The sequence below is a fragment of the Flammeovirga sp. MY04 genome, assembly GCF_001682195.2.
GTDB classification, from domain to species: Bacteria; Bacteroidota; Bacteroidia; order Cytophagales; family Flammeovirgaceae; genus Flammeovirga; species Flammeovirga yaeyamensis.
In genome coordinates this window covers 4,867,892-4,888,137 of record NZ_CP003560.2, presented here as the reverse complement: position 1 = coordinate 4,888,137, position 20,246 = coordinate 4,867,892, and the positions used below count along the sequence as shown (strand labels likewise).

Below are 20,246 nucleotides of genomic sequence, written 5' to 3'. Positions count from 1 at the left end.
TGTATCTTCAAATGTAAATGGTGACTTAGAGCATCAAAAACTAAAAAATATACATTTTACGATGTTTAATTTAGATTTATTCGGATTAGAACGTAAATTTATAGGATAATTACACATTCAAACGCAAGGATAATTACGATGCCTAAAGAAAGATCGAATCACTTATATCAGTTAATCAAATCAATGTCAAGGAGTGAGAAGCGGTATTTTAAGTTGGTATCTACCGAATCAACGAATGCTTCCTCCAAAAAATTTATGTTGCTTTTTGACTTAATCGATAAGCAGGAAGAATTTGATGAAGATATCTTATTAAGCTCGACCCCTGAGTTAAAACCGTCTCAGTTTTCGAACATGAAAGCACATTTGTATAAGCGTATTTTACAGTCGCTTAGACAGTTTCATTTAACAAAAATGGAAGATGCTGAAATTCGAGAAATGATTGATCATTCTGAGCTGCTCTACAACAGAGGATTGTACGATCAGTGTGCAGATATTCTTAGAAAGTGTAAAAAGAAAGCGCAAAAAAATGATCACCTAGAACTTCTATTGGAAATCTTAAGATGGGAGAAAAGCTTACTTTCTCACACCTTGGATAAACACAATCAGAAAAGAGTAAATAAACTCATTCAAGAAGTTCAAGATGTTAATGATAGAATCAACTTAATCAACAGACTAACTAACATTAGTGTTAAGCTGAATGCTTTCTATTTAAAAACAGGATATGTAAAAAGTCCAAAAGACCTCTCTAAAGCAGAAGCGTTGGTTAAGGATGATGTTTTTGATATAGATGAAACTAAATTATCAGTTCAAGAGAAATTAAGTTTATACAATTTATACGTTGGCTATTACTACTTTACTCACGAAGTAGAAAAGGGATTAAGCTATGCACTCAAATGTTTAAGTGTATTTGAGGAACAACCTGATATTATTCCTCCAAAACTGGACTTATACATTAGTGTAATTAATAATGTACTCCACGGACAATACAAACTTCATTTATATAAAGACTTTGTGAAAACTAAATCATTGTTTAGGAAAATAAGAACAATGAAGAAAGTAGAACTAAGTGAGAATATCAAAATGAAATTGTTGAAATACTCCTACATACATGAGTTTAACCGTCTATTCATGTTAGGTAATTTCACGGGTGGTATTCAACGACTCAATGCTCTATTAAGTAATATCGAGTTCTTCATCACTAAATTAAACAAGCACTCTAGACTTATTTTATATTACAAAATTGCTTGTCTCTATTTTGGAGCAGGTGATTTTAGACTTTCATCGAGATGGCTCAATAGAATTATCAATTCTGATGCTTTGGAAATGGATGTGAGAGAGGATGTTCACGTCTATGCTAGAATCGTCAATCTGATTTGTCATTATGAAATGGGAAATACCGACTTGGTCGATTACTATGTGAAATCAACCTATCGTTTCATGCTGAGAAAAGACAACCTATTCAAGTTCCAGAAATACATTATGGCATTCTTGAAGAAGCTGTCTAGAAATATGAATGATAGTGAACTTATGGAAGCCTTTATTCAATTGAAAGAAGTATTGAAGCCTCTAGAAAAAGATAAGTTTGAGTCTCACCCTTTCATGTACTTTGATATTATCTCCTGGCTAGAAGGAAAAATTGAGAAACGAACGGTTCAAGAAGTGATTCAGGAGAAATCGATGTTGACGATTGGGGATGATTATCCGGTGTAGGTTGTTGTTTCATCATACTTGATGAAGACTATTGAAACATCAATGAAAGGCTTCACTAAAGAATGCCACTTGAACGATCTACGAACGAAATGTCACTTGAACGTCATTCGAACTTCCCACGATTAAAATCGTGGGTTTGTGATAGGCTGATTTTGAAAACACTAAAGTGTTCTCAAAATTAGGTTGAACATATTTTCAACCCATGATGTCCATCATGGGATTTCCCCAACCTAGAAATTTCAATTAAACCAGATTTATTTTTAATTCACTAATTAGAAAGTCAATTTCAGTAGATAACTCTTCAAACTCAAGTGGTAGTTTTTCAACTTGGTTTTCTTCTTTCGCCATTTTTTCCATCGAAAGAACTTTATCTTTAATTTTTTGTATCGCAATAAAATTGACAGATGATTTAAAACTATGCAAACTTTTATAAACCGCTTTCCATTCTGCTCTATCAATTCCTTCTTTTATCTCTTTAAGTTGAATAGGAGCATCAATTAAAAAACGTTCCATCATTTCGGCAATAAAGGTTTTATCACCGCCTGAGAAAGTTTCTAGATAGGTTAAGTCAATTCTAGTTTTTTCCATTTGAACAAGATCTATTTCTACAGAATGTTAGTTTACTTTATTGGACAATTCTATTTCTTTCAGATATCGGTAAATTGTCACTTTTCCAATGTCTAACTTTTTTGCCACTTTTGCCACATTATCATCATATCGTTTTAAAAATCGCTGAATAATTTCAAAATTATATTCTTTAAGTGTCATTTCTTTTGACATCACCGATTCTAAATCAGACGAAGTAGAAAACTGAAGATCATCTGCTTGGATTTTATTTCCTTCGCACATTACTGCAGCTAATTCTATAATGGCCTTCAATTCACGGATATTTCCTGGATATTGATAGTCAAGCAATTTTTGCTTTGCTTCTGATGTTATCGTTACTTTTTCTAACTGATTTTGTGCTATAAATTGTTCTAATAAGTGTTTAGCTAAGAGAATTACATCATTCCCCCTTTCTCTTAGAGGAGGAAGGTAAATTGGCACTCCCATTAATCTGTAGAATAAATCTTCTCTGAATTTATTCGCCATCATTTCTTTTGATAAATCCCTATGCGTAGCTGTAATTATTCTTACATCTAATTTTACAATCTGATTCCCTCCAATTCGTACTACTTCCCTTTCTTGGATTACTCTTAGAAGCTTGGCTTGTAAGCTCATTTCCATTTCTCCAATTTCATCAAGAAAAATCGTCCCTCCATTGGCTTCCTCAAACTTTCCAATTCGTTTAGAGATTGCTCCAGTAAATGCTCCTTTTTCGTGACCAAATAACTCACTTTCTAAAAGTGATGTAGGAATAGCAGCAATGTTGACGGCGACAAAAGGTTTCTTTGCTCTATTAGAATTATAATGAATTGCTTTTGCTACTACTTCTTTACCTGTTCCTGTCTCTCCTGTGATCGAAACATTAATGGCATTATCAGATGTTTTATGAAGAAGTTGAAACACTTTTTTCATTGGCAAACTGTTCCCTATAATAGAATTATCAAATTCATATTTATGAGAAAGCTCTTCCCTTAAATGTTCTACTTCTTCAATTAAAGATTCGTTTACTTTTATCTTATTGATAGCATTTAATAAACGCTCTCGAATGTCCTCATCTTTCGTGATGTAATCGTAAACTCCATATTTAAATAGTTTTACGGCTATTTTCACATCCGTCTGTCCTGAGATAACAATCACAGGAACATTAGGCATTCGCATAGAAATTTTTTGGATCACCTCTTCTCCTGTCATATCAGGCAAAGAGTAATCGACGGTAATTAAAGTAGGTTTTTGGTCCAAAGAGTTTAATAAATCCCTTCCTTTCTCAAACATTACCACTTCATGTTCATCATCCATGCTTAATATATAATTCAGCATTTTTGAGAACACCGCATTGTCCTCCAAAGCAAATATTTTAAACCTTTTGGATGTACTCATAGACCCTTTTTATTCACAATGTTTTTGTATTTCAGTAGCAGCATATGGATAACCAAAAACTTCCGCAGAAGCTAATAAGTCACACACTTCATCGTTGGCTTTCCCAATCTTACCACTTAAAGCCAATGCTTTAAAATAATAAGCTTCGCCATATTTTTTGTCTAAGTTAATAGCATTTTCAATGGTTTTCAAGGCTGCATCGAACTGTTTCACTGCAATAAGTACCTTAGCCTTATGTAAGAACGCTCTTTTGTCTTTTCCTTTGGATAATTCTATGGCTTTATCAAAATCTGTAAGTGCCTGATCTACTCCATTGATTTCCGCATTTTCAAGGGCTCTGTTCAAATAGATATCAGCTATTGTATCATCCAATTGAATCGCTTTTGTATAATCTAGAATAGCCTCTTCATGATCTCTTTGAAAACGGTTGGCATTCCCTCTGTTATAAAAATATTGATATGCTTTAGGAAAATCCTTTTCAGAATTCTCATATACATTAATGGCCAAGGTAAACGATTTTTTGGCCTGACTATATTCTTCTAACGACATAAAAGCGACACCTCTCGCATTGTAGGCATCGGCATTTTGGTTGTCTTCTTTTAAGGCGGCATCAAATAATGAAATCGCTTCTTTAAATTTACTATCAGAAAGCTTCTGTTTTCCCTGATTGGTTAATTCTTGCGATGATGGTGAGCAAGAAAAGAAAGATAATCCTGAGATAATAAGGGCGAATAAAGTGATGTTTTGTTTGTGTTTCATGCTGCAAAAATAGAAATACTTTTTTGAAATTTCCCCTTCTCGAAAATAAGATAAAAATATTTTTCCCTTAACTGATTTTTCGTTGCTGTAACCACCAAATATATAGCCTCGACCAATCTATATTGAATCGAATGGAACATAATAACAGTTTATCTAAAAAGGAGAGTTTGTTTAGTTTTTTATATAACTGATAATAACCTTTGGCCAAAAAATTATTTCCGGTAAAAGCCGCTATCCTACCATGATAACGCACCGAATTACTCAAAGAAATATCTTCCGATTTTTTGGTATTCATTTGATGTGCCTTCAAACATATTTTTAATGTTGATTTGAGTAATTGATTCCCTCTCTGATAATAAAATTGTTTTCCCAAAGACCTAGGCAAATCTCGTTTTAGAGTATTTATCTTATCGTAAAATGCGAACTTATTGTTTCTTGATAGACGTATCCACACATCAAAATCTTCGTAAGCTAGCGTTTCGTCATACCCTCTTATTTGACGTAATGCCGATGTTCTAAAAGTAATAGTTGGTGCAGAAAATAAAGGTGGATTACTCAATACTCTTTCATAAACATCTCCGGTGATTACTGTTTCTAATAATTTACCATCAAGGTCTCTTTTGAAATAAGATTTTTTAATGCTCTGCCCTTGTTCATTTATCATCTCAACATCAGAAAAAACACAGGCGTATTCCTTACCATACTTTATAAAACACGCTACATCGTCTTCAACTCTATGAGGTAGCAATACATCATCAGCAGCAAAATCAATCACAAATTCACCCTTTGCAATTGCTAATGCTTTATTGAATGCCTTACAGTTTCCTATGTTGTTTTTTAATGCTAAAAAAGTAGCCTCAATTCTATATTTTTGTAATGATTCTTTAATACGATCAACAGATCGGTCATTACTAGCATCATCTACAATAATTATTTCTATATTAGTATAAGTTTGTTGTTTAATCGATTTCAATGCTTCTTCTACGAACCCTTCATGATTAAAACACAAACATATTACTGTCAACAAAGGAGTATTAGACATTCTTTATGAACTTTAAAAGTCGTTTTTCACATACAAATATAACTTCGATACTATTAGGTATTGTAATTTTCCTTACTTATTCACAGGTAAGCGCACAATATTCGAATATAAAGTTTAGCACAAAAACACCTTATAAGACAATGGTCTCTCACATAGGTTTTTTGAGCCCTGCTTCCGGTTCTTATAATCCTGAACTTGCGGCAAGAACTTTAGGAGGTGATGATTATTCGATAGAACAAAAAATTGCTTTGGCTATCAAACTAAAACAAGTATTTGATAAACATGGAGGATTGGATGTTGACGATATTTCGAATAGAAGAAATTATAGAAATGAGGATGGCGATTATATTTTCACCGTTTTCGAAGATATTCCAGAAATATACATGATTCGTGAAAACTCAAACTGGGTCTATTCACCCAAATCTGTTCGCGAAATTAATGTAGTTTTTAGACGTTATTACCCAGCCGCTTTACCTCCAAAACGACCTAAAAAAGAAGAAGATGTCAATGTAAATCCCGATTCCATAGATGTTGTTGAGAAGGATTCATCGGGTAAAGAAGTGGTTGTTAAAAAGCCTGCTCCTAAAAAAACGGCTCCCTCAGAAAAACCTATCGTTGTTAAAGAACAAGCAAAAGTAGATTTAAGTAACCCTAAGGCAGCAGTGACTACTTTTTTTGTTTTTCAACAAGATGATAATTACCACCCTGAGTTAGCAGCGAAAACATTAGAATCTTTAAATCAATTGAGCCTTGAAGATCGTATTACTTTGGCCATGAAGCTAAAGCAAATTTACGATGGACTTGGACTTTGGATTGAATTAGAAGATATTCCAGAAGAGGAAAACTTTATTGATACCACTCGACACAATAAAGAAATTTATGTCCTTGACCGTCAGCTACCAGATTTTTACTTAGAGAAATTCGGAAAAAAATGGATGTTCTCTGAGGCTAGTATTCAACTAATTGAAAACAAACACCGACAAGTTTTCCCTATTGGTACGGAAGGCTTAGAAACTGTAGGTAGCATCTTGAGAAAACCTTTGGGTAAATATGCTCGAAAAGAATTTTTAGGCCTTGAACTGTGGCAGGTAACCAGTTTAACAGTGATGTTCTTAGGGGCATGGTTCTCCATTATACTTCTTTCCAGAACGATCATGTTCATTATGGGGTTTGTTTCTCGATCAAAAGAAGAAAGACGCTATATAAGAGGAATGTTTAGTTCTGCATTAACCATTGCCATATGCTATTGGTACAGAATGATTTCTCCGAGTTTGGAACTCTCCATTCAGGAACTTCAATTTGTGATCATTGTACTAAAAGTGTACAGTATCTTCCAAGTGGTCCGTTTCTTCTACAGTTTAACTGACCTTTGGGTGGCGATTTGGTTGAGAAAGGCCAATGAAAGGGAAGATCAAATACAAAGAGGTTTCGCTCCATTCTTTGGTATGACTGCCAAGCTGATTGTTATTTTAGTAGGCATTGTTTTTACGGTAAGTGCTTTAGGATATGAAATTAGTGGCTTATTAACCGGTCTTTCTATTGGTGGTGTTGCCGTAGCCTTAGCTGCCCAAGATACTATCAAAAACTTATTTGGATCGATCATGATTTTCATGGACCGACCTTTTGTTATTGGCGATTGGGTGAAGGCAGATGGCGTTAGTGGATCAGTCGAACAAATTGGACTTCGATCAACGAGAATCAGAACATTCGAAAATTCATTGGTTTCTATACCAAATTCCAGAATGGCCGATTTTACCATTGATAACATGGGTATGCGTGTTTTTAGAAGATACAAAACATACATTAGAATCAAGTACGATACTAACCCAGAAAAAATCGATGAGTTTGTGGATCGATTAAAAGAATTAGTTAGAAAGCATCCTCATACCAGAAAAGATTTCTATGTGGTTAATCTAAATAACATAGGGCTCTATTCATTCGATATTTTATTCTATATTTTCTTCGAGGCGCCTACATGGGGTGATGAACTTCATTTTAGACATGAGATTATCCGTAGTGTAATCAAAACAGCCAATGAATTGGAAATTGAATTTGCTATTCCTCCAAATGGATTGGATATGATGATGATGGATGGAAAAGGAAGTTCATTGTCAAAAGCTTCTCAGAAAACATCGGGTGATAAACCGTTTGGGTTTATGTAATCTCAATAAATGATATTTGATATAATGTATCAAAAAAAGAAATATAGCTTACTCTTGATTCTAATGATGTTCATTTTCGTGCACACCTCTTTTGCACAGAATGAAACAAGTGGGGATATAAAGTCGGACTTCTTACTTATCAATAAAAAAGGGGAGAAAATAAGAAAGATTGATTTTAGAGGAAAGGTACTCGTTTTAGTCATCAGCAGTTCGTGGAGTTTAAAGTTTCTAGAAGATTTTGATCAACTGAAATCTTTACAAAAAGAAACATGGGGAAAAGAAGTCACTTTTATCTATGCTGTTGCAGATGTACAGAATAATTGGGAGAACTTTCTAAGAGAATACGGAGCTCCAAAACTAGATAACAGCTTGAATAACACCTACATCCTACCGATCTCCTCCCCTTATTGCAAAGACTGTTTTATGACCTCTCACTTTCAACAAGAAAAGATTCCTTCTTACTATGTGTTTTCTAAAAAAGGAGAATTATTAGGAGGAGATATTCCTAGTACAAGTATTCTAACAGGAATGAGGAGCTTGATTTTAGGAGCAAAAAATATATCATATAAATAAAAAATTATGGATTTCGCTATTTTAATACCTTTAATGGCATTGAGTATACCAATTGTTGCCATCTTAGCTAACAGTAAAGGAAAACTCAAGAAAAAAGATTATCAAAGATTACTTGAAGAGTTAGAAAATCTTAAAATCGAGAATAAACAACTCAAAGATCGTGTAGAGAACATTGAAACCATTGTTACAGAACCCGATTGGGACATCAAACGCACTTTAGGGGACGGAGATTCTACCTCTACACCAAGATTAGAAGAGTAATTTTTCTTTTATCGGACACAAAACCCCTTATTTGTTCATTTTCGCACAATATCAAAAAACCAACAAAATATATAACTTACTACAAAACAGTTAGTTACAATATTTGGGGTATTTTTGGCATAACTAAAGACAAAAGTGATCAATATCGTGAGGTTTTCACCTCAACGTAAAGATAAAGTTTAAATAATTGAATTGGTTGGAAAAGGCAAATATCATTTGATGTTTGCTTTTTTGTTTTTATAGACTTTTCTTTTCTATTATTATTTCATCACTTTTTCCCACAATTATTTATTATTAAGTATTTTAGAGAAGTCCCTAACAGATTATTCACTACTTTCACATTTTAGGATCCTATGTGATTAATTTACAGGGGGACAACATCAAATTCAGATCAATTTTAATGAGAATTATATATGTCTAATACATTTATCCTAAATCAAGAAGCAAATGTTGCTTCAACCTATATTAACGAGCTACGTGATGTAAATATTCAAACAGACCGTGCCCGATTTAGAAGAAACCTTGAGCGTATTGGTGAGTTACTTAGCTATGAATTAAGTAAAACATTAGACTATGAGTCTGTAGATATTACTACTCCATTAGGCACTTCTCCATCTAGAAGAGTAAAAGATGAATTAGTAGTCACTACTATTCTTAGAGCAGGATTACCAATGTACCAAGGGGTATTAAATGTATTCGATCACGCAGATAGTGGTTTTGTTGCTTCTTACCGTTCTAGTTCTGGAACCGATGAAGTAGAGATCAATATGGAATATGTAGCATCTGGAAATTTGGATGGTAAAGTAGTTATTTTAGCAGATCCAATGCTTGCTACAGGTAAATCTTTACTTTTAGCTTTAGAAGGATTACTAAAAAATGGCACACCAAAACATGTTCATATTTTAGCTGCAATTAGTAGTCAGCAAGGTGTAGATTATGTTTTAGAAAACATTAATGTTCCTAGTACTTTATGGATTGGAGCTGTTGATCCTGAAATGAATGATAAATCGTATATCATTCCTGGTTTAGGAGATGCAGGCGATTTATGTTTCGGAGAGAAATTATAATTCGATACTGACTTACTGTATTTATAAATATAAAAAATGAGGTAAGCTCAATTTAATTTGAGTTTACCTCGTTTTTCTTTTTTAAAAGTGCATTATAAAATCAATACCCCATACTAACAAGGCTATAATAACTATATACACAATTTTCTCTTTGATATGCTCTACTATTTTATAGCCAATTAGTTTTTTTCTGTATTGATCAATTTCTTTTTGTGATCGTTTCTTGGCTATTTTTTCCAAAGAATAATGCCTAATGTGTTTAGTATCTGATTTAAACTTTGGTGAGGTAGCATGCTTTAATTCTCGTCTATTATTTTGCAACACCTTGGTTGCACTGTCCATAAATCCCATAGTCGCTTTAGATTGATATATTTATTTAAACGTAAATGACCTTTAAAAAACTATTTATTTGGAAAAATTTAACATCATATTTAGTGTATTTTTTAGGATCGGTATAATAAGTGATCAACTTCTTTATATTTGTAGATAAGTATCGCTTTTCTATAATAGAAAATGTACTTACGGGCTTGATGTAAGCAAGAAAGTTTGATGTCAACATCAAGTATTTAGATTAGAACTATATTTTTTTGATATAAAATTATTTAATGAGACGTTTAGGCGAATACCTCATCTTTTTATGGAAAATGTTTTCCAACAGAGAATCATTTTCCACATATTTCAAACTGTTTTTTCAAGAGTGTGTCACCATAGGAATCAATTCTTTATTCTTAATTGGTTTTGTCTCACTTTTCGTAGGAGCAGTAATTGCCCTTCAGATGGCATACAATATTGTTAGTCCTCTTTTACCAAAATACATCATTGGCTTGGCAACAAGGGAAATGATGATTTTAGAAATGGCCCCAACATTATCAGCGATTGTATTTGCGGGTAAAGTAGGTTCACAAATCTCAGGCGGAATTGGAACAATGCGTATTACAGAACAAATTGATGCACTCGAAGTAATGGGTATTAACTCTGCTTCTTATCTAGTTTTGCCAAAAATATTTGCTGGTATGACGATGCTTCCCGCATTAGCAATTCTATCTGGAGCCCTAGGTATTTGGGGTGGTTGGCTAGCTACAATCTTTGGAAATTTGTCTCCTTTGGAAGATTACATCTATGGTATACAGACTGAGTTCGTTCCTTTTGAAGTCAATTTTGCCATTATTAAAGCCTTTGTTTTTGGCTTTATTGTTACTTCAATTTCTGCCTTTAAAGGATATAATGTTAAAGGAGGAGCTTTAGAAGTAGGTAAGGCAAGTACAGATGCAGTAACCACTTCTTGTATTGCTATTCTTGCTGCCGACTTTATTCTTGCACAAACCCTATTGAGTTAATTGAAATGATTGAAATAAAAAATATACAAAAGACTTTTCAGGGTAAAACAGTACTATCTGATATTAGTGCGACATTCGAGCCGGGAAGAACGAATATGATTATTGGGGCAAGTGGTACAGGTAAAAGTGTACTTCTTAAAACTATTGTAGGTCTATTTGAACCTGATGCTGGTGCTGTTTTATATGACGGTAGAAACTTTCACACCTCCAATAGAAGAGAACAAAAAATAATTAGAAGCGAAATTGGAATGCTTTTTCAAGGCAGTGCCCTTTTCGATTCACTTACAGTAGCAGATAATGTACGTTTTCCATTGAATGTACATTCTGATATGTCTGAAAGTGAAAAAGATGACCGTGTAAACTTTTGTCTTAAAAGAGTAGGATTAGAACAAGCTGCTCATAAAATGCCTTCTGAGATTAGTGGTGGTATGCAAAAGCGTGTGGGTATTGCAAGAGCGATAGTTATGAACTCACAATATTTATTCTGTGATGAACCCAACTCTGGTTTAGATCCTCAAACCGCTTGGATGATTGATCAGTTGATTCATGAAATCACACAAGAGTACAATTTAACTACCGTGATTGTTTCTCATGATATGAACTCAGTAATGGAAATTGGAGAGTATATCATGTTTATGTATAAAGGTCTAAAAATTTGGGAAGGAAATAAAGATACTATCCTTGATGCCGAACCTAAAGAGTTAAGAGATTTCTTATTCTCTAACAAATTAGTAAGAACATTTAAGGGGATGCAATAAGTTATATCATACATCAAATAGACTCTCTGAATTTTATATTTAAGGATTCAGAGAGTTTTTTTATGCCTAAGATTGACATCAAATAGTGGTTTTTATTATCCTAGATCAATTCTTTTTAAACTTCTTCCTAAATCAAACTACCTATGAAAAGTCATTAACATATCACTTCACTGATTCAATAACCAAATTATAAAGTTGTCGTCTGAATTAAATGTTCAATATTAAACAATTAATTTAAATCAAAATGAAAAATTTCATTCAAACACTACTATTATTAATTACTATATCATTCTCCACAATGGTTCTTGCCCAAGACAACACGAATACTTCTAATGGTAATAGTGGACACTATAAAGGAGTTGGTCAACTAAATGTTGGCTTAGGAGTTGGCTTTAACTATGGAAGTGCTGGATTTATGGCTGATTACGAATTCTTACAACTTGGTCAGGACTTCACAATGGCAGCAGCAGTTTCATACTATGGTTGGGATACCTATTATGCTAAATACAATACTTTTGGTGTAGGTGTTCGTTTTAGATGGTATGCTGATAGAGTTTTAGGTATTACAAGTAATAAATGGGATGTATTTGCTTCAGGTGATGTTGGTTTTGGAATTACAAATTCAAATTATCATAATGGGTACGATCACCATCCTTCCGGGAGTTCTGTTTCTCCAATTTATTGGGGGTTAGGTATTGGTACAAAATACCACTTTAATGATAAAATTGGTTTACATGCAATTATAGGTACAGGAGCACAAATCGGGATTACTTTTGGTCTATAAGAAATTTCATAAGTATGGATATTAATCTGTTTTATCAGATATACTAAGTACAATAAGGGGCAATTAAAAGTTGTCCCTTTTTTATATTCAATCATGAAATATTTATATATTTGCCTCAATTTTCAATCATTCGATTGGTATTGTACTTGAACTTAACAAACTCATATTATGAAGAAATTGAACAAATTTCTATTTTTAGTTTCACTATTCACTCTTTCTGTATTTAGCCTTTCTGCTCAAACTAAAAAGGCTAATTCAGTAAGTAGTAATTTTTCAAACGGTTCTGATTTTTATTTAAACGGAGGTGTAGGATTTAATGGTAGAGGTGTTCCTTTCTACTTAGGACTTGATTATAATGCAGTTCACCCAGATGTTTCTTTAGGAGGATCATTCGGTATTAACAATTGGGAAGAAACACATCACAATCACTACCATAAGTATAGTTCTTGGAACGTGACATTTAATGTGAATTATCACTTTAACAAAATCATGAATATTCCTAATAATTTCGACTTCTATGCTGGAGCTAATATTGGATACTACAACTATACCGAGAAAAAAGGCGATATATATTATGATGATATTAGAAAATATCATAATGGTATAGGTATTGGAATCCAAGTAGGTGGACGTTGGTTCTTTACTGAAAAAGTTGGACTTAATCTTCAGTTTGGTGGGGGAACTCAGTATACTGCAGGTAACTTTGGTTTGACCATCAGACTTTAATTAACATTATTTAACACAATTAAATAGCTTATTACAATTTAAAATTCGTTAAATTCATCAAAATAAATTTAACACAACTCATTCTTAATTAATGAAAAAGCTATTTAGTCTATTCCTAACGATCGCCGCTTTAACTTTTGGTACTTCAGCATTTGCACAATCTGGAGGTGGAGGTAATTATCAAGGTCCAGGTGTATTAAACATTGGTCTTACTTCTGGTTTTGGCGACTACCTTGGTGTACAAGCCGATTATGAAATTGCTCAACTTGGCCAAGATTTTACTGTTGGTGCTTCAGTTGCATTCCAATCTTGGAATGATGGTAAAAACGATAATGGTGATACTTCTTTCGCTGTTGGTGCCCGTTTTAGATGGTATGCTGATAGAGTTTTAAACATCTCTCACCCTAAGTGGGATGTTTTTGCAAACGGTGATATCGGCTTCAATATTAATGGTCCTAACGGTTTATGGTGGGGTATTGGTATTGGTGGTAAATTCCACATCAGTGAAGCTTTTGGTTTACAAGCAATCATTGGATCTGGTGCACAACTTGGTGTAACTTTCCAATTATAGAATAATAACGATATATTCATTAAAAAAGTCTGTGGAGAAATCCTCAGACTTTTTTGTATTATAAAAAGAATGTCTTCTATTTTATAGATAATAAAGAGGATTTTTTTTTTTAATTTTAACAATACTATAGATTTACTACACATTTATTATCCTTTACAACAATCTATTTAATACTCAAAAATGAAATCCAAAATCAATTATTTCGCAAGTCTTTTTACTTGTCTATTATTAGTCTTCTCTCTTTCTGCCTACAGTCAAAGTGACAAAAAAGGCGGAGGAGGTGGTGGTAACTACCTTGGTCCAGGTAACTTAAATGTTGGTTTAAGTACTTATTGGTCGTACAATAGTTCTTTAGGTTTTCAAGCTGATTATGAATTTAATCTCGGTCGAGATTTTACCGTGGGTCCATCCTTAAGCTATGCAGGTTACAGTGATAGTTGGTACAATTATTCAGTTTTTGGAGTTGGTGCCCGTTTTAGATGGTATGCTGATAGAGTTTTAAACATCTCTCACCCTAAGTGGGATGTTTTTGCCAATGGTGATATTGGTTTTTCAATCTGGAGCCATAGATACACAGGTCCTGGTAGTGACCCAAATAGTCATTCATCTACCTCTCCACTTTGGATTGGTTTAGGTATTGGCGGTAAATTCCACTTTAACCAAAAAATCGGTTTACAATTAATCATTGGATCTGGAGCTCAATTAGGTCTACATTTCCAATTGTAATACAATACTTTTTCGATTTATTTCTCATTTATTTATATATGTAAAACAGTGGTGATATTTTTTCATCACTGTTTTTTTATTTTCTTATGACTCAATTAACATAAACTTGTCTTCTTTAGCCTTTTCTTTGTATCCAATTTCAACAATTAAACCTATTATGAAAACTCAACTAACAAATATCAGATATGTACTGCTATTATTATCTGGTTTATTTATTTCATCACTTTGTTTTTCTCAAGAGAAAAATACACAAAACACTAAATCTAAAAGTGGTGGAAGTCATTCAGGAAACCATGCATGGTTTTTAAATACAGGATTTGGCTTTAGTAACCATGGTGTTCCTTTTTATATTGGAGGTGAATACAATGGATTTCATCCTGATATTTCAGTGGGTGGTGTATTTTCTTACCATAACCGTTGGGACAATACAAAACACCGTACCGCTTGGACTGTGTCTGCCATAGGTAATTATCATTTCAATAGGTTACTTAACTTAACCTCAGAATGGGATGTCTATGCAGGTGCTAATGTAGGATTCTACGGGTACAGTCACGCTTCTACCGGCTTCGGTGGAGGAATACAGATTGGAGGTCGATGGTTTATTACAGATGTGATAGGTCTTAATCTTCAATTTGGTGGAGGTACCGTTTCTGGTGGTCAATTTGGATTGACGTTTAGATTGTAATAGATCTTTTTGATCATAGAAAAACGATCTAAAAATTATATTAATACACATCATAAAAAGAAAAGCGGTATCATAACATGATCCGCTTTTTCTATATAGGTATATATTCTTATCCCCTAAGAACATACTACTTTTCTTTGATTAAATTTTAAGCAGATACTTTAAAGTATCCGGTAAGATTTGTGACATAAAAACTATTTCCCTTTTGAACACTTTCCGCATTCCATCCTTTTACCCTTACTGTATAAGAGCGTTCTTCATAGCCTTTTAAAATATTTAAACCTACTGGTTTTAAATACAATAGAGTGACTAATCCATCATCAGATTTTAAAATTGCTTGAGCATACTCCCCTTCATTCCTTACATCATATAGCTTTCCATGTAGAATAGTTTTCATGTGTATCTTTGTTTTTATGATGTATCAAAAGTAAACAAATAAATGTTTAAATAAAAATCATTGATAATAAAATTATCATTTTGATTTAATTTTATACAAATGACTACTTAAAGTTGAATGAAAAAAATGTTGTATAAATGGATGGTATTATAGCATTGATGAAAGAGTAAAAAGGTTTATATGAAATAATAAAAATTAGTTAGTGTGTATAAAAAAATACAATATACTTAACTCCTTATTTCGTTAAATATATTGTATTAAAATATTGTTAGAATATGTATCTCTACTTTGTATGGAAAACAGGACAATCCTCAACATTAAAGATTCTCACTGCTCCATTAATTAGTTCTTCCGTATTATAATGCTCTCCTCCGTTCATCATGTTTTCTTCGATAACATTTAAAACAGATAATACATATTGCTCAGCAATCTCTTGAATTTTACCTTTTGATTCTTCTGGTATCTGTTTTTTAAATCGATCCATCTCACCAGTAACAAAAGTCATCAAAATCTCTTTCACTTCAGATAAGGCATCTTGTGAAGACTTTGAAATTCTTTGTCTATGATAAGGACATAAACCCGATAAAGGTTTTGTCTGTGATTGATTTAATAAGTTCTTTATAGAAGATTCTAAACGCTGCATAATAAGGTTTGAACATTTTCTCTCATTACAAATGTAGTTAATTATTAACGAATTGTCCTATTGATAATATCTAAGACTAAATAATATTTAGTTATATACTCTAAAAATCAAACTTTAACTCACTAATAATCAACAAATAACACTAACACTAATTCTTATATTGAATTATTCTAAATTAGATGAAATAAGTCTTCTACTTTGATAGGTGCAGATTTCACAAATCCTTCTGCAAACTGTGCTCCTACTCTTTGACCATACTCTCGTGCTCGGGCCTCTAAAAACTGCATAAACTGAGGGGTAGAAATAAAAGTTTGAGGTTCTCCCGGAGCAGCATCCTTCTCACCTACAAAGAATTGAGAAGCAAAAGCTTTGATCGATTCTACTTTTGTTGGCCATTGTTCAGTTACATCCACTACAAAGTCAGGAGTCATAAAATTTGACTGAATCATATGAAATACATTCTGAGGTCGCCAAGCTTGTTGATCAATACCGTCTTCTTTAGTAATCACCTTTCTTAAACCACTCATAAAACAGGCATCTACTACCAACTGTGCAGCTTTTCCATGGTCTGGATGACGGTCTTCTATGGCATTGGTAATGATAATTTCAGGCTGATATTTTCTTATCACTCTCGAAACTTCTTCTTGGTGCTTAGAATCGTTTGTGAAATAAAAGTCAGCAAACCCTAAATTTTCTCTTACCGATAAACCCATAATTTCAGAGGCTTTTGCCGCTTCTTCCATTCTTAGTTCGGGTGTTCCTCTCGTTCCCATTTCGCCACGAGTCATATCTACTATCCCTACTTTTTTTCCTTGTTGAATCGCTTTAATAAGGGTACCAGAACAGCTTAATTCTACATCATCTGGGTGTGCCACAATGGCTAAAATATCTAATTTCATTAGCTCTTAAAGTCTTATCTATTTTTGTTATGAGGAGTGGTCAGCAATAATCACCCACTTACCATTAATTTTCTTCCAAGTCAGCGAAAAATGTCCTTGTAAATCGCCTTTTGTTCTACTAAGATGCCATTTTCCTATGACCAAAGCTACATTTTTAGAGAGTTTTTCCACTTTAATTAGAGTGAATGTCAACTTCCCCATGGCATCGGTATTAGGATAAGATTTTTTATAATTATCCAAAGTCGCTTGCCAACCATTGGTCACTCCACTCTTACCTATAAAAAGTAAATTATCCGACTCCCAATAGCCGTTCATAAAGTCATCCAAGTTTCCGGTATTCCACGCCTTTTCCTGACGTGATAAAGTCTCTTTGATGGCTTCTAAATCCTTATCTACTTTTTGAGCAAAAGTAAATTGAGTAATAAATAAAGCGATGATGATAAAAAGATTTTTCATGAGTTTGAATTGGTTAAAATAAAAAGAGTTCAACATCAAAAAGTGGGGTAGAATTCTGCATCCAAAAGACCATTTGATGAAACTCCATAAAAAATGAAAGTGATGCAAATCTATAAAAATTCACATCACCTAAATTATATTTTAAAAGGATTTGACGAAACTATTCATCATCATCACCTGTTTCTTCAGACATTGGCCATTCTCCTCCATGTTCTAACCATAATTGGTTATAAGCGAAAGAATGGTGGTTTGGATAAATCTTATAGAATCGATCGGATACCAATTCGAAAATCTTTCTTTTTAACTCATCCACTCCTTCTTTCTTAATTGCAGAAAGGAAAATGTGATTGTATTCTTTCGCTAAATAACTTTCCTTCCACTCTTCTAAAGTGGCCGGTGGATGATCCTCGAACGGAGGATACTCTTTATCCACATAGTTATCCACTTTATTGAACACTAATAATGTTGGTTTATCCGTTGCTTTGATCTCTAGCAACGTTTTATTCACAACTTCGATGTGTTCTTCGAAAGATTCGTGTGAGATATCAACAACATGAATCAAAATATCTGCTTCGACGATCTCATCCAAGGTAGATTTAAAAGATTCGATCAAAGTTGTTGGTAACTTTCTGATAAAACCTACTGTATCGGTCATCAAGAAAGGCACATTGTTCATGGTAATCTTTCTCACCGTAGAATCTACTGTGGCGAAAAGCTTGTTTTCTGCAAATACATCCGCCTTAGAAAGTAATCGCATAATCGTCGACTTACCAACGTTGGTATAACCTACCAAGGCGGCACGTACTTCTCTATCACGATTCTTTCTTCTTAGATCCGACTGTGTTTCAATCTTCTTCAGCTTCTTACGTAATAAGGAAATCTTATCACGAATGATACGCTTATCCGTTTCCAATTCTGTTTCACCAGGACCTTTCATACCTACACCACCTCTTTGTCTCGAGTGGTGAGTCCAAAGATTGGTCAGACGAGGAAGCATGTATTGATACTGTGCCAATTCTACCTGAGTTTTTGCTTGAGCAGATTTGGCTCTCATTGCGAAAATTTGAAGAATCAATAACGATCTATCGATAATCATTACATCTTCAATTTCTCTATCTAAGTTTCTCGCGTGGGCAGACGATAAATCATCATCAAAAATGATGGTATCGATACCTTCCGCTTTCACATAAGTGAGAATTTCCTCCAACTTACCTTTACCAACAAATGTTCTTTTATCGGGATGGTCTAAACGTTGGATGAAAGTTTTTTCTGTTTTGATCCCTAAAGTAGAAGCCAAGAATGCCAATTCATCTAGGTATTCCTCAGCTTTTTCTATCTTTTGATCTTTAAGTGATACCCCTACCAAAACGGCTCTTGGTGCTTTATCACTTTCTGCTTTAATATGATGAAATTCTTTTTTCAAGAAATTATATTTTAAATGTCTATTCTGATCGGTCGCTACAAAATTAAGAATTAATCGCATTCATCTCTAAAAGATGCTCTAGATGATGTGTTTTAATACCATGTATTTTCTTAATTTCATTGATCTGATCTACTACTTCTTGCTTAGGCGTATCTCTTACCTCGTCTTGAACTCCTACTACCAGTACATTCTTCGGTGTATGTTCTGTTGTGATAAATTCGAAGACTTTCGTTTTATACCCGTAAGCTTCCATGATTAATGCTCGGATACCATCGGTAAGCAACTCTGCCTGACGTTCTTTAAGAATGCCAAACTGTGTGATTTTTCCCAAAGCATCATCAGGAGATAATTGTTTTCTGATTTGTTTATGGCAACAAGGTGCACAAATAATCACTTTAGATTTGGACTGAATTCCTCTATAAATAGCATCGTCTGTGGCTGTATCACATGCATGAAGTGCAATCAAAAGGTCGATATGTGGAAGTTCTGCTTCTTTGATCGTTCCTTCTACAAACTCCAAATCATTAAAGCTAGAACGCTCGGCAATACCATTACATTTCTTCACCAACTCTTTACGCATTTCCACACCGATAACATGCGGTTTTTGTTGAGCAACATTGGTGAGGTAATCATACAAACCAAAAGTAAGGTAGCCTTTTCCTGCGCCCATGTCTACGACATTGTATGAGCTATCAAAATTCACATTCTTCAAAATACCATCAATAATCTCAACATATTTGTTCAGTTGACGGTACTTGTCCTGCATGTTGTTCTTTACTTTGAACTCTTTAGTCGTTACACCCAATTCCTGCAGATATACCTTGTCTTTCGTGTCTATCAAACGATTCTTTTGCTTATCGTGAGATAGCTTTGGTTTATCCTTAGTAGTAGCCGCTTTCACTCTTAATTTTGCAGAACCTTTTGGGGTAATCAATAAATGATAATCTGCCTCTAATGTATATAAATCAGCATTGAAGAAATCATTCTCCAAATACTTACTTATTCTTGTTACCACTTCATCTACAGGATAATTCTTGGTGATATCGTTTGTTGGGTAACGATACAAACAAGATAAGTGCATACCTTTTTTCAACTCTACCAATTTACCATTGATTGTCTTAAGGTCCTTTTGCTTATCTCTTTTATTCGATAAAGTGATTTTGACGAAAGTATTGTTTTTCAAGCTATCCTGAAGATGTTGCTCGAATTTATCTACATTGATGAGACTCATATAACTTTTTGATTTTGAGGAAACACTCCAAACGCAAAATTAAGAAAAAGGGT

At 33.6% G+C, this 20,246-nt stretch carries 23 protein-coding genes; 12 read left to right on the top strand and 11 right to left on the bottom strand.

Going from position 1 to position 20,246, the window contains the following annotated elements; all coding sequences use genetic code 11:
* The first annotated feature begins 138 nt into the window (after positions 1–138).
* Positions 139–1,710 (top strand): hypothetical protein, encoded by a 1,572-nt coding sequence (locus tag MY04_RS19600; RefSeq protein WP_066212509.1) that lies wholly within the window; start codon positions 139–141, stop codon positions 1,708–1,710.
* Between the two features lie 243 nt (positions 1,711–1,953).
* Here MY04_RS19600 and MY04_RS19595 read toward each other — a convergent pair whose 3' ends face one another.
* The 4 genes from MY04_RS19595 to MY04_RS19580 all read right to left on the bottom strand — a co-directional run bounded on the left by MY04_RS19595 (position 1,954) and on the right by MY04_RS19580 (position 5,494).
* Positions 1,954–2,298 carry an Hpt domain-containing protein gene (locus tag MY04_RS19595; RefSeq protein ID WP_066212508.1) on the bottom strand — a complete coding sequence of 115 codons (345 nt, stop codon included), beginning with the start codon at positions 2,296–2,298 and terminating at the stop codon, positions 1,954–1,956.
* A 27-nt stretch (positions 2,299–2,325) separates the two neighbouring features.
* Complete coding sequence (locus tag MY04_RS19590) at positions 2,326–3,693, bottom strand: sigma-54-dependent transcriptional regulator (protein WP_066212506.1); 1,368 nt, start codon at positions 3,691–3,693, stop codon at positions 2,326–2,328.
* 9 nt (positions 3,694–3,702) lie between these two features.
* The gene (locus MY04_RS19585; RefSeq protein WP_066212505.1) at positions 3,703–4,452 is read right to left on the bottom strand and encodes a tetratricopeptide repeat protein; all 750 of its coding nucleotides are present in this window, start codon (positions 4,450–4,452) and stop codon (positions 3,703–3,705) included.
* 67 nt (positions 4,453–4,519) lie between these two features.
* The gene (locus tag MY04_RS19580; protein ID WP_066212504.1) at positions 4,520–5,494 is read right to left on the bottom strand and encodes a glycosyltransferase; all 975 of its coding nucleotides are present in this window, start codon (positions 5,492–5,494) and stop codon (positions 4,520–4,522) included.
* A 140-nt stretch (positions 5,495–5,634) separates the two neighbouring features.
* Here MY04_RS19580 and MY04_RS19575 point away from each other — a divergent pair, with 140 nt between their 5' ends.
* The 4 genes from MY04_RS19575 to upp all read left to right on the top strand — a co-directional run bounded on the left by MY04_RS19575 (position 5,635) and on the right by upp (position 9,557).
* Positions 5,635–7,656: a mechanosensitive ion channel family protein gene (locus MY04_RS19575; RefSeq protein ID WP_158297787.1), complete on the top strand. Its 2,022-nt coding sequence runs from the start codon at positions 5,635–5,637 to the stop codon at positions 7,654–7,656.
* Positions 7,657–7,719: 63 nt separating this feature from the next.
* Entirely contained in the window at positions 7,720–8,229 is a 510-nt protein-coding gene (locus MY04_RS19570; protein WP_158297786.1) for a TlpA family protein disulfide reductase, read from the top strand.
* Between the two features lie 6 nt (positions 8,230–8,235).
* Positions 8,236–8,490, top strand: a complete 255-nt coding sequence (locus MY04_RS19565; RefSeq protein WP_066212498.1) for a hypothetical protein — start codon at positions 8,236–8,238, stop codon at positions 8,488–8,490.
* 413 nt (positions 8,491–8,903) lie between these two features.
* Complete coding sequence (gene upp, locus MY04_RS19560; RefSeq protein ID WP_066212497.1) at positions 8,904–9,557, top strand: uracil phosphoribosyltransferase; 654 nt, start codon at positions 8,904–8,906, stop codon at positions 9,555–9,557.
* A gap of 81 nt (positions 9,558–9,638) precedes the next feature.
* Here upp and MY04_RS19555 read toward each other — a convergent pair whose 3' ends face one another.
* Positions 9,639–9,908, bottom strand: coding sequence for a hypothetical protein (locus MY04_RS19555; protein ID WP_066212494.1), 270 nt, complete (start codon positions 9,906–9,908; stop codon positions 9,639–9,641).
* A gap of 254 nt (positions 9,909–10,162) precedes the next feature.
* On the opposite strand from MY04_RS19555, the gene MY04_RS19550 reads away from it, so the two are divergent.
* From MY04_RS19550 to MY04_RS19520, 7 genes are all read left to right on the top strand, one after another.
* The gene (locus MY04_RS19550; protein WP_066212493.1) at positions 10,163–10,894 is read left to right on the top strand and encodes an MlaE family ABC transporter permease; all 732 of its coding nucleotides are present in this window, start codon (positions 10,163–10,165) and stop codon (positions 10,892–10,894) included.
* A gap of 5 nt (positions 10,895–10,899) precedes the next feature.
* Positions 10,900–11,652, top strand: a complete 753-nt coding sequence (locus MY04_RS19545; protein WP_066212491.1) for an ABC transporter ATP-binding protein — start codon at positions 10,900–10,902, stop codon at positions 11,650–11,652.
* A gap of 244 nt (positions 11,653–11,896) precedes the next feature.
* Positions 11,897–12,436, top strand: coding sequence for a hypothetical protein (locus MY04_RS19540; RefSeq protein WP_066212490.1), 540 nt, complete (start codon positions 11,897–11,899; stop codon positions 12,434–12,436).
* A 168-nt stretch (positions 12,437–12,604) separates the two neighbouring features.
* Positions 12,605–13,162, top strand: a complete 558-nt coding sequence (locus MY04_RS19535; RefSeq protein ID WP_084005978.1) for a DUF3575 domain-containing protein — start codon at positions 12,605–12,607, stop codon at positions 13,160–13,162.
* A 91-nt stretch (positions 13,163–13,253) separates the two neighbouring features.
* Positions 13,254–13,733, top strand: coding sequence for a hypothetical protein (locus MY04_RS19530; protein ID WP_066212486.1), 480 nt, complete (start codon positions 13,254–13,256; stop codon positions 13,731–13,733).
* A gap of 180 nt (positions 13,734–13,913) precedes the next feature.
* A complete protein-coding gene (locus MY04_RS19525) occupies positions 13,914–14,459 on the top strand; it encodes an outer membrane beta-barrel protein (RefSeq protein ID WP_066212484.1) in 546 nt (181 codons plus the stop codon).
* Positions 14,460–14,616: 157 nt separating this feature from the next.
* The gene (locus MY04_RS19520; RefSeq protein WP_066212482.1) at positions 14,617–15,144 is read left to right on the top strand and encodes a hypothetical protein; all 528 of its coding nucleotides are present in this window, start codon (positions 14,617–14,619) and stop codon (positions 15,142–15,144) included.
* Positions 15,145–15,292: 148 nt separating this feature from the next.
* On the opposite strand, the gene MY04_RS19515 is transcribed toward MY04_RS19520, so the two are convergent.
* The 6 genes from MY04_RS19515 to MY04_RS19490 form a co-directional block, all read right to left on the bottom strand.
* Positions 15,293–15,541, bottom strand: coding sequence for a hypothetical protein (locus MY04_RS19515; RefSeq protein WP_066212480.1), 249 nt, complete (start codon positions 15,539–15,541; stop codon positions 15,293–15,295).
* 283 nt (positions 15,542–15,824) lie between these two features.
* A complete protein-coding gene (locus MY04_RS19510; protein ID WP_066212478.1) occupies positions 15,825–16,184 on the bottom strand; it encodes a hypothetical protein in 360 nt (119 codons plus the stop codon).
* Positions 16,185–16,354: 170 nt separating this feature from the next.
* Complete coding sequence (gene bshB1, locus MY04_RS19505; RefSeq protein ID WP_066212474.1) at positions 16,355–17,083, bottom strand: bacillithiol biosynthesis deacetylase BshB1; 729 nt, start codon at positions 17,081–17,083, stop codon at positions 16,355–16,357.
* A 27-nt stretch (positions 17,084–17,110) separates the two neighbouring features.
* Positions 17,111–17,539: a YybH family protein gene (locus MY04_RS19500; protein ID WP_066212472.1), complete on the bottom strand. Its 429-nt coding sequence runs from the start codon at positions 17,537–17,539 to the stop codon at positions 17,111–17,113.
* 160 nt (positions 17,540–17,699) lie between these two features.
* Positions 17,700–18,962, bottom strand: coding sequence for a GTPase HflX (gene hflX, locus MY04_RS19495; RefSeq protein WP_066213474.1), 1,263 nt, complete (start codon positions 18,960–18,962; stop codon positions 17,700–17,702).
* Positions 18,963–19,005: 43 nt separating this feature from the next.
* Positions 19,006–20,193: a class I SAM-dependent methyltransferase gene (locus MY04_RS19490; RefSeq protein WP_066212470.1), complete on the bottom strand. Its 1,188-nt coding sequence runs from the start codon at positions 20,191–20,193 to the stop codon at positions 19,006–19,008.
* Positions 20,194–20,246 lie beyond the last annotated feature (53 nt).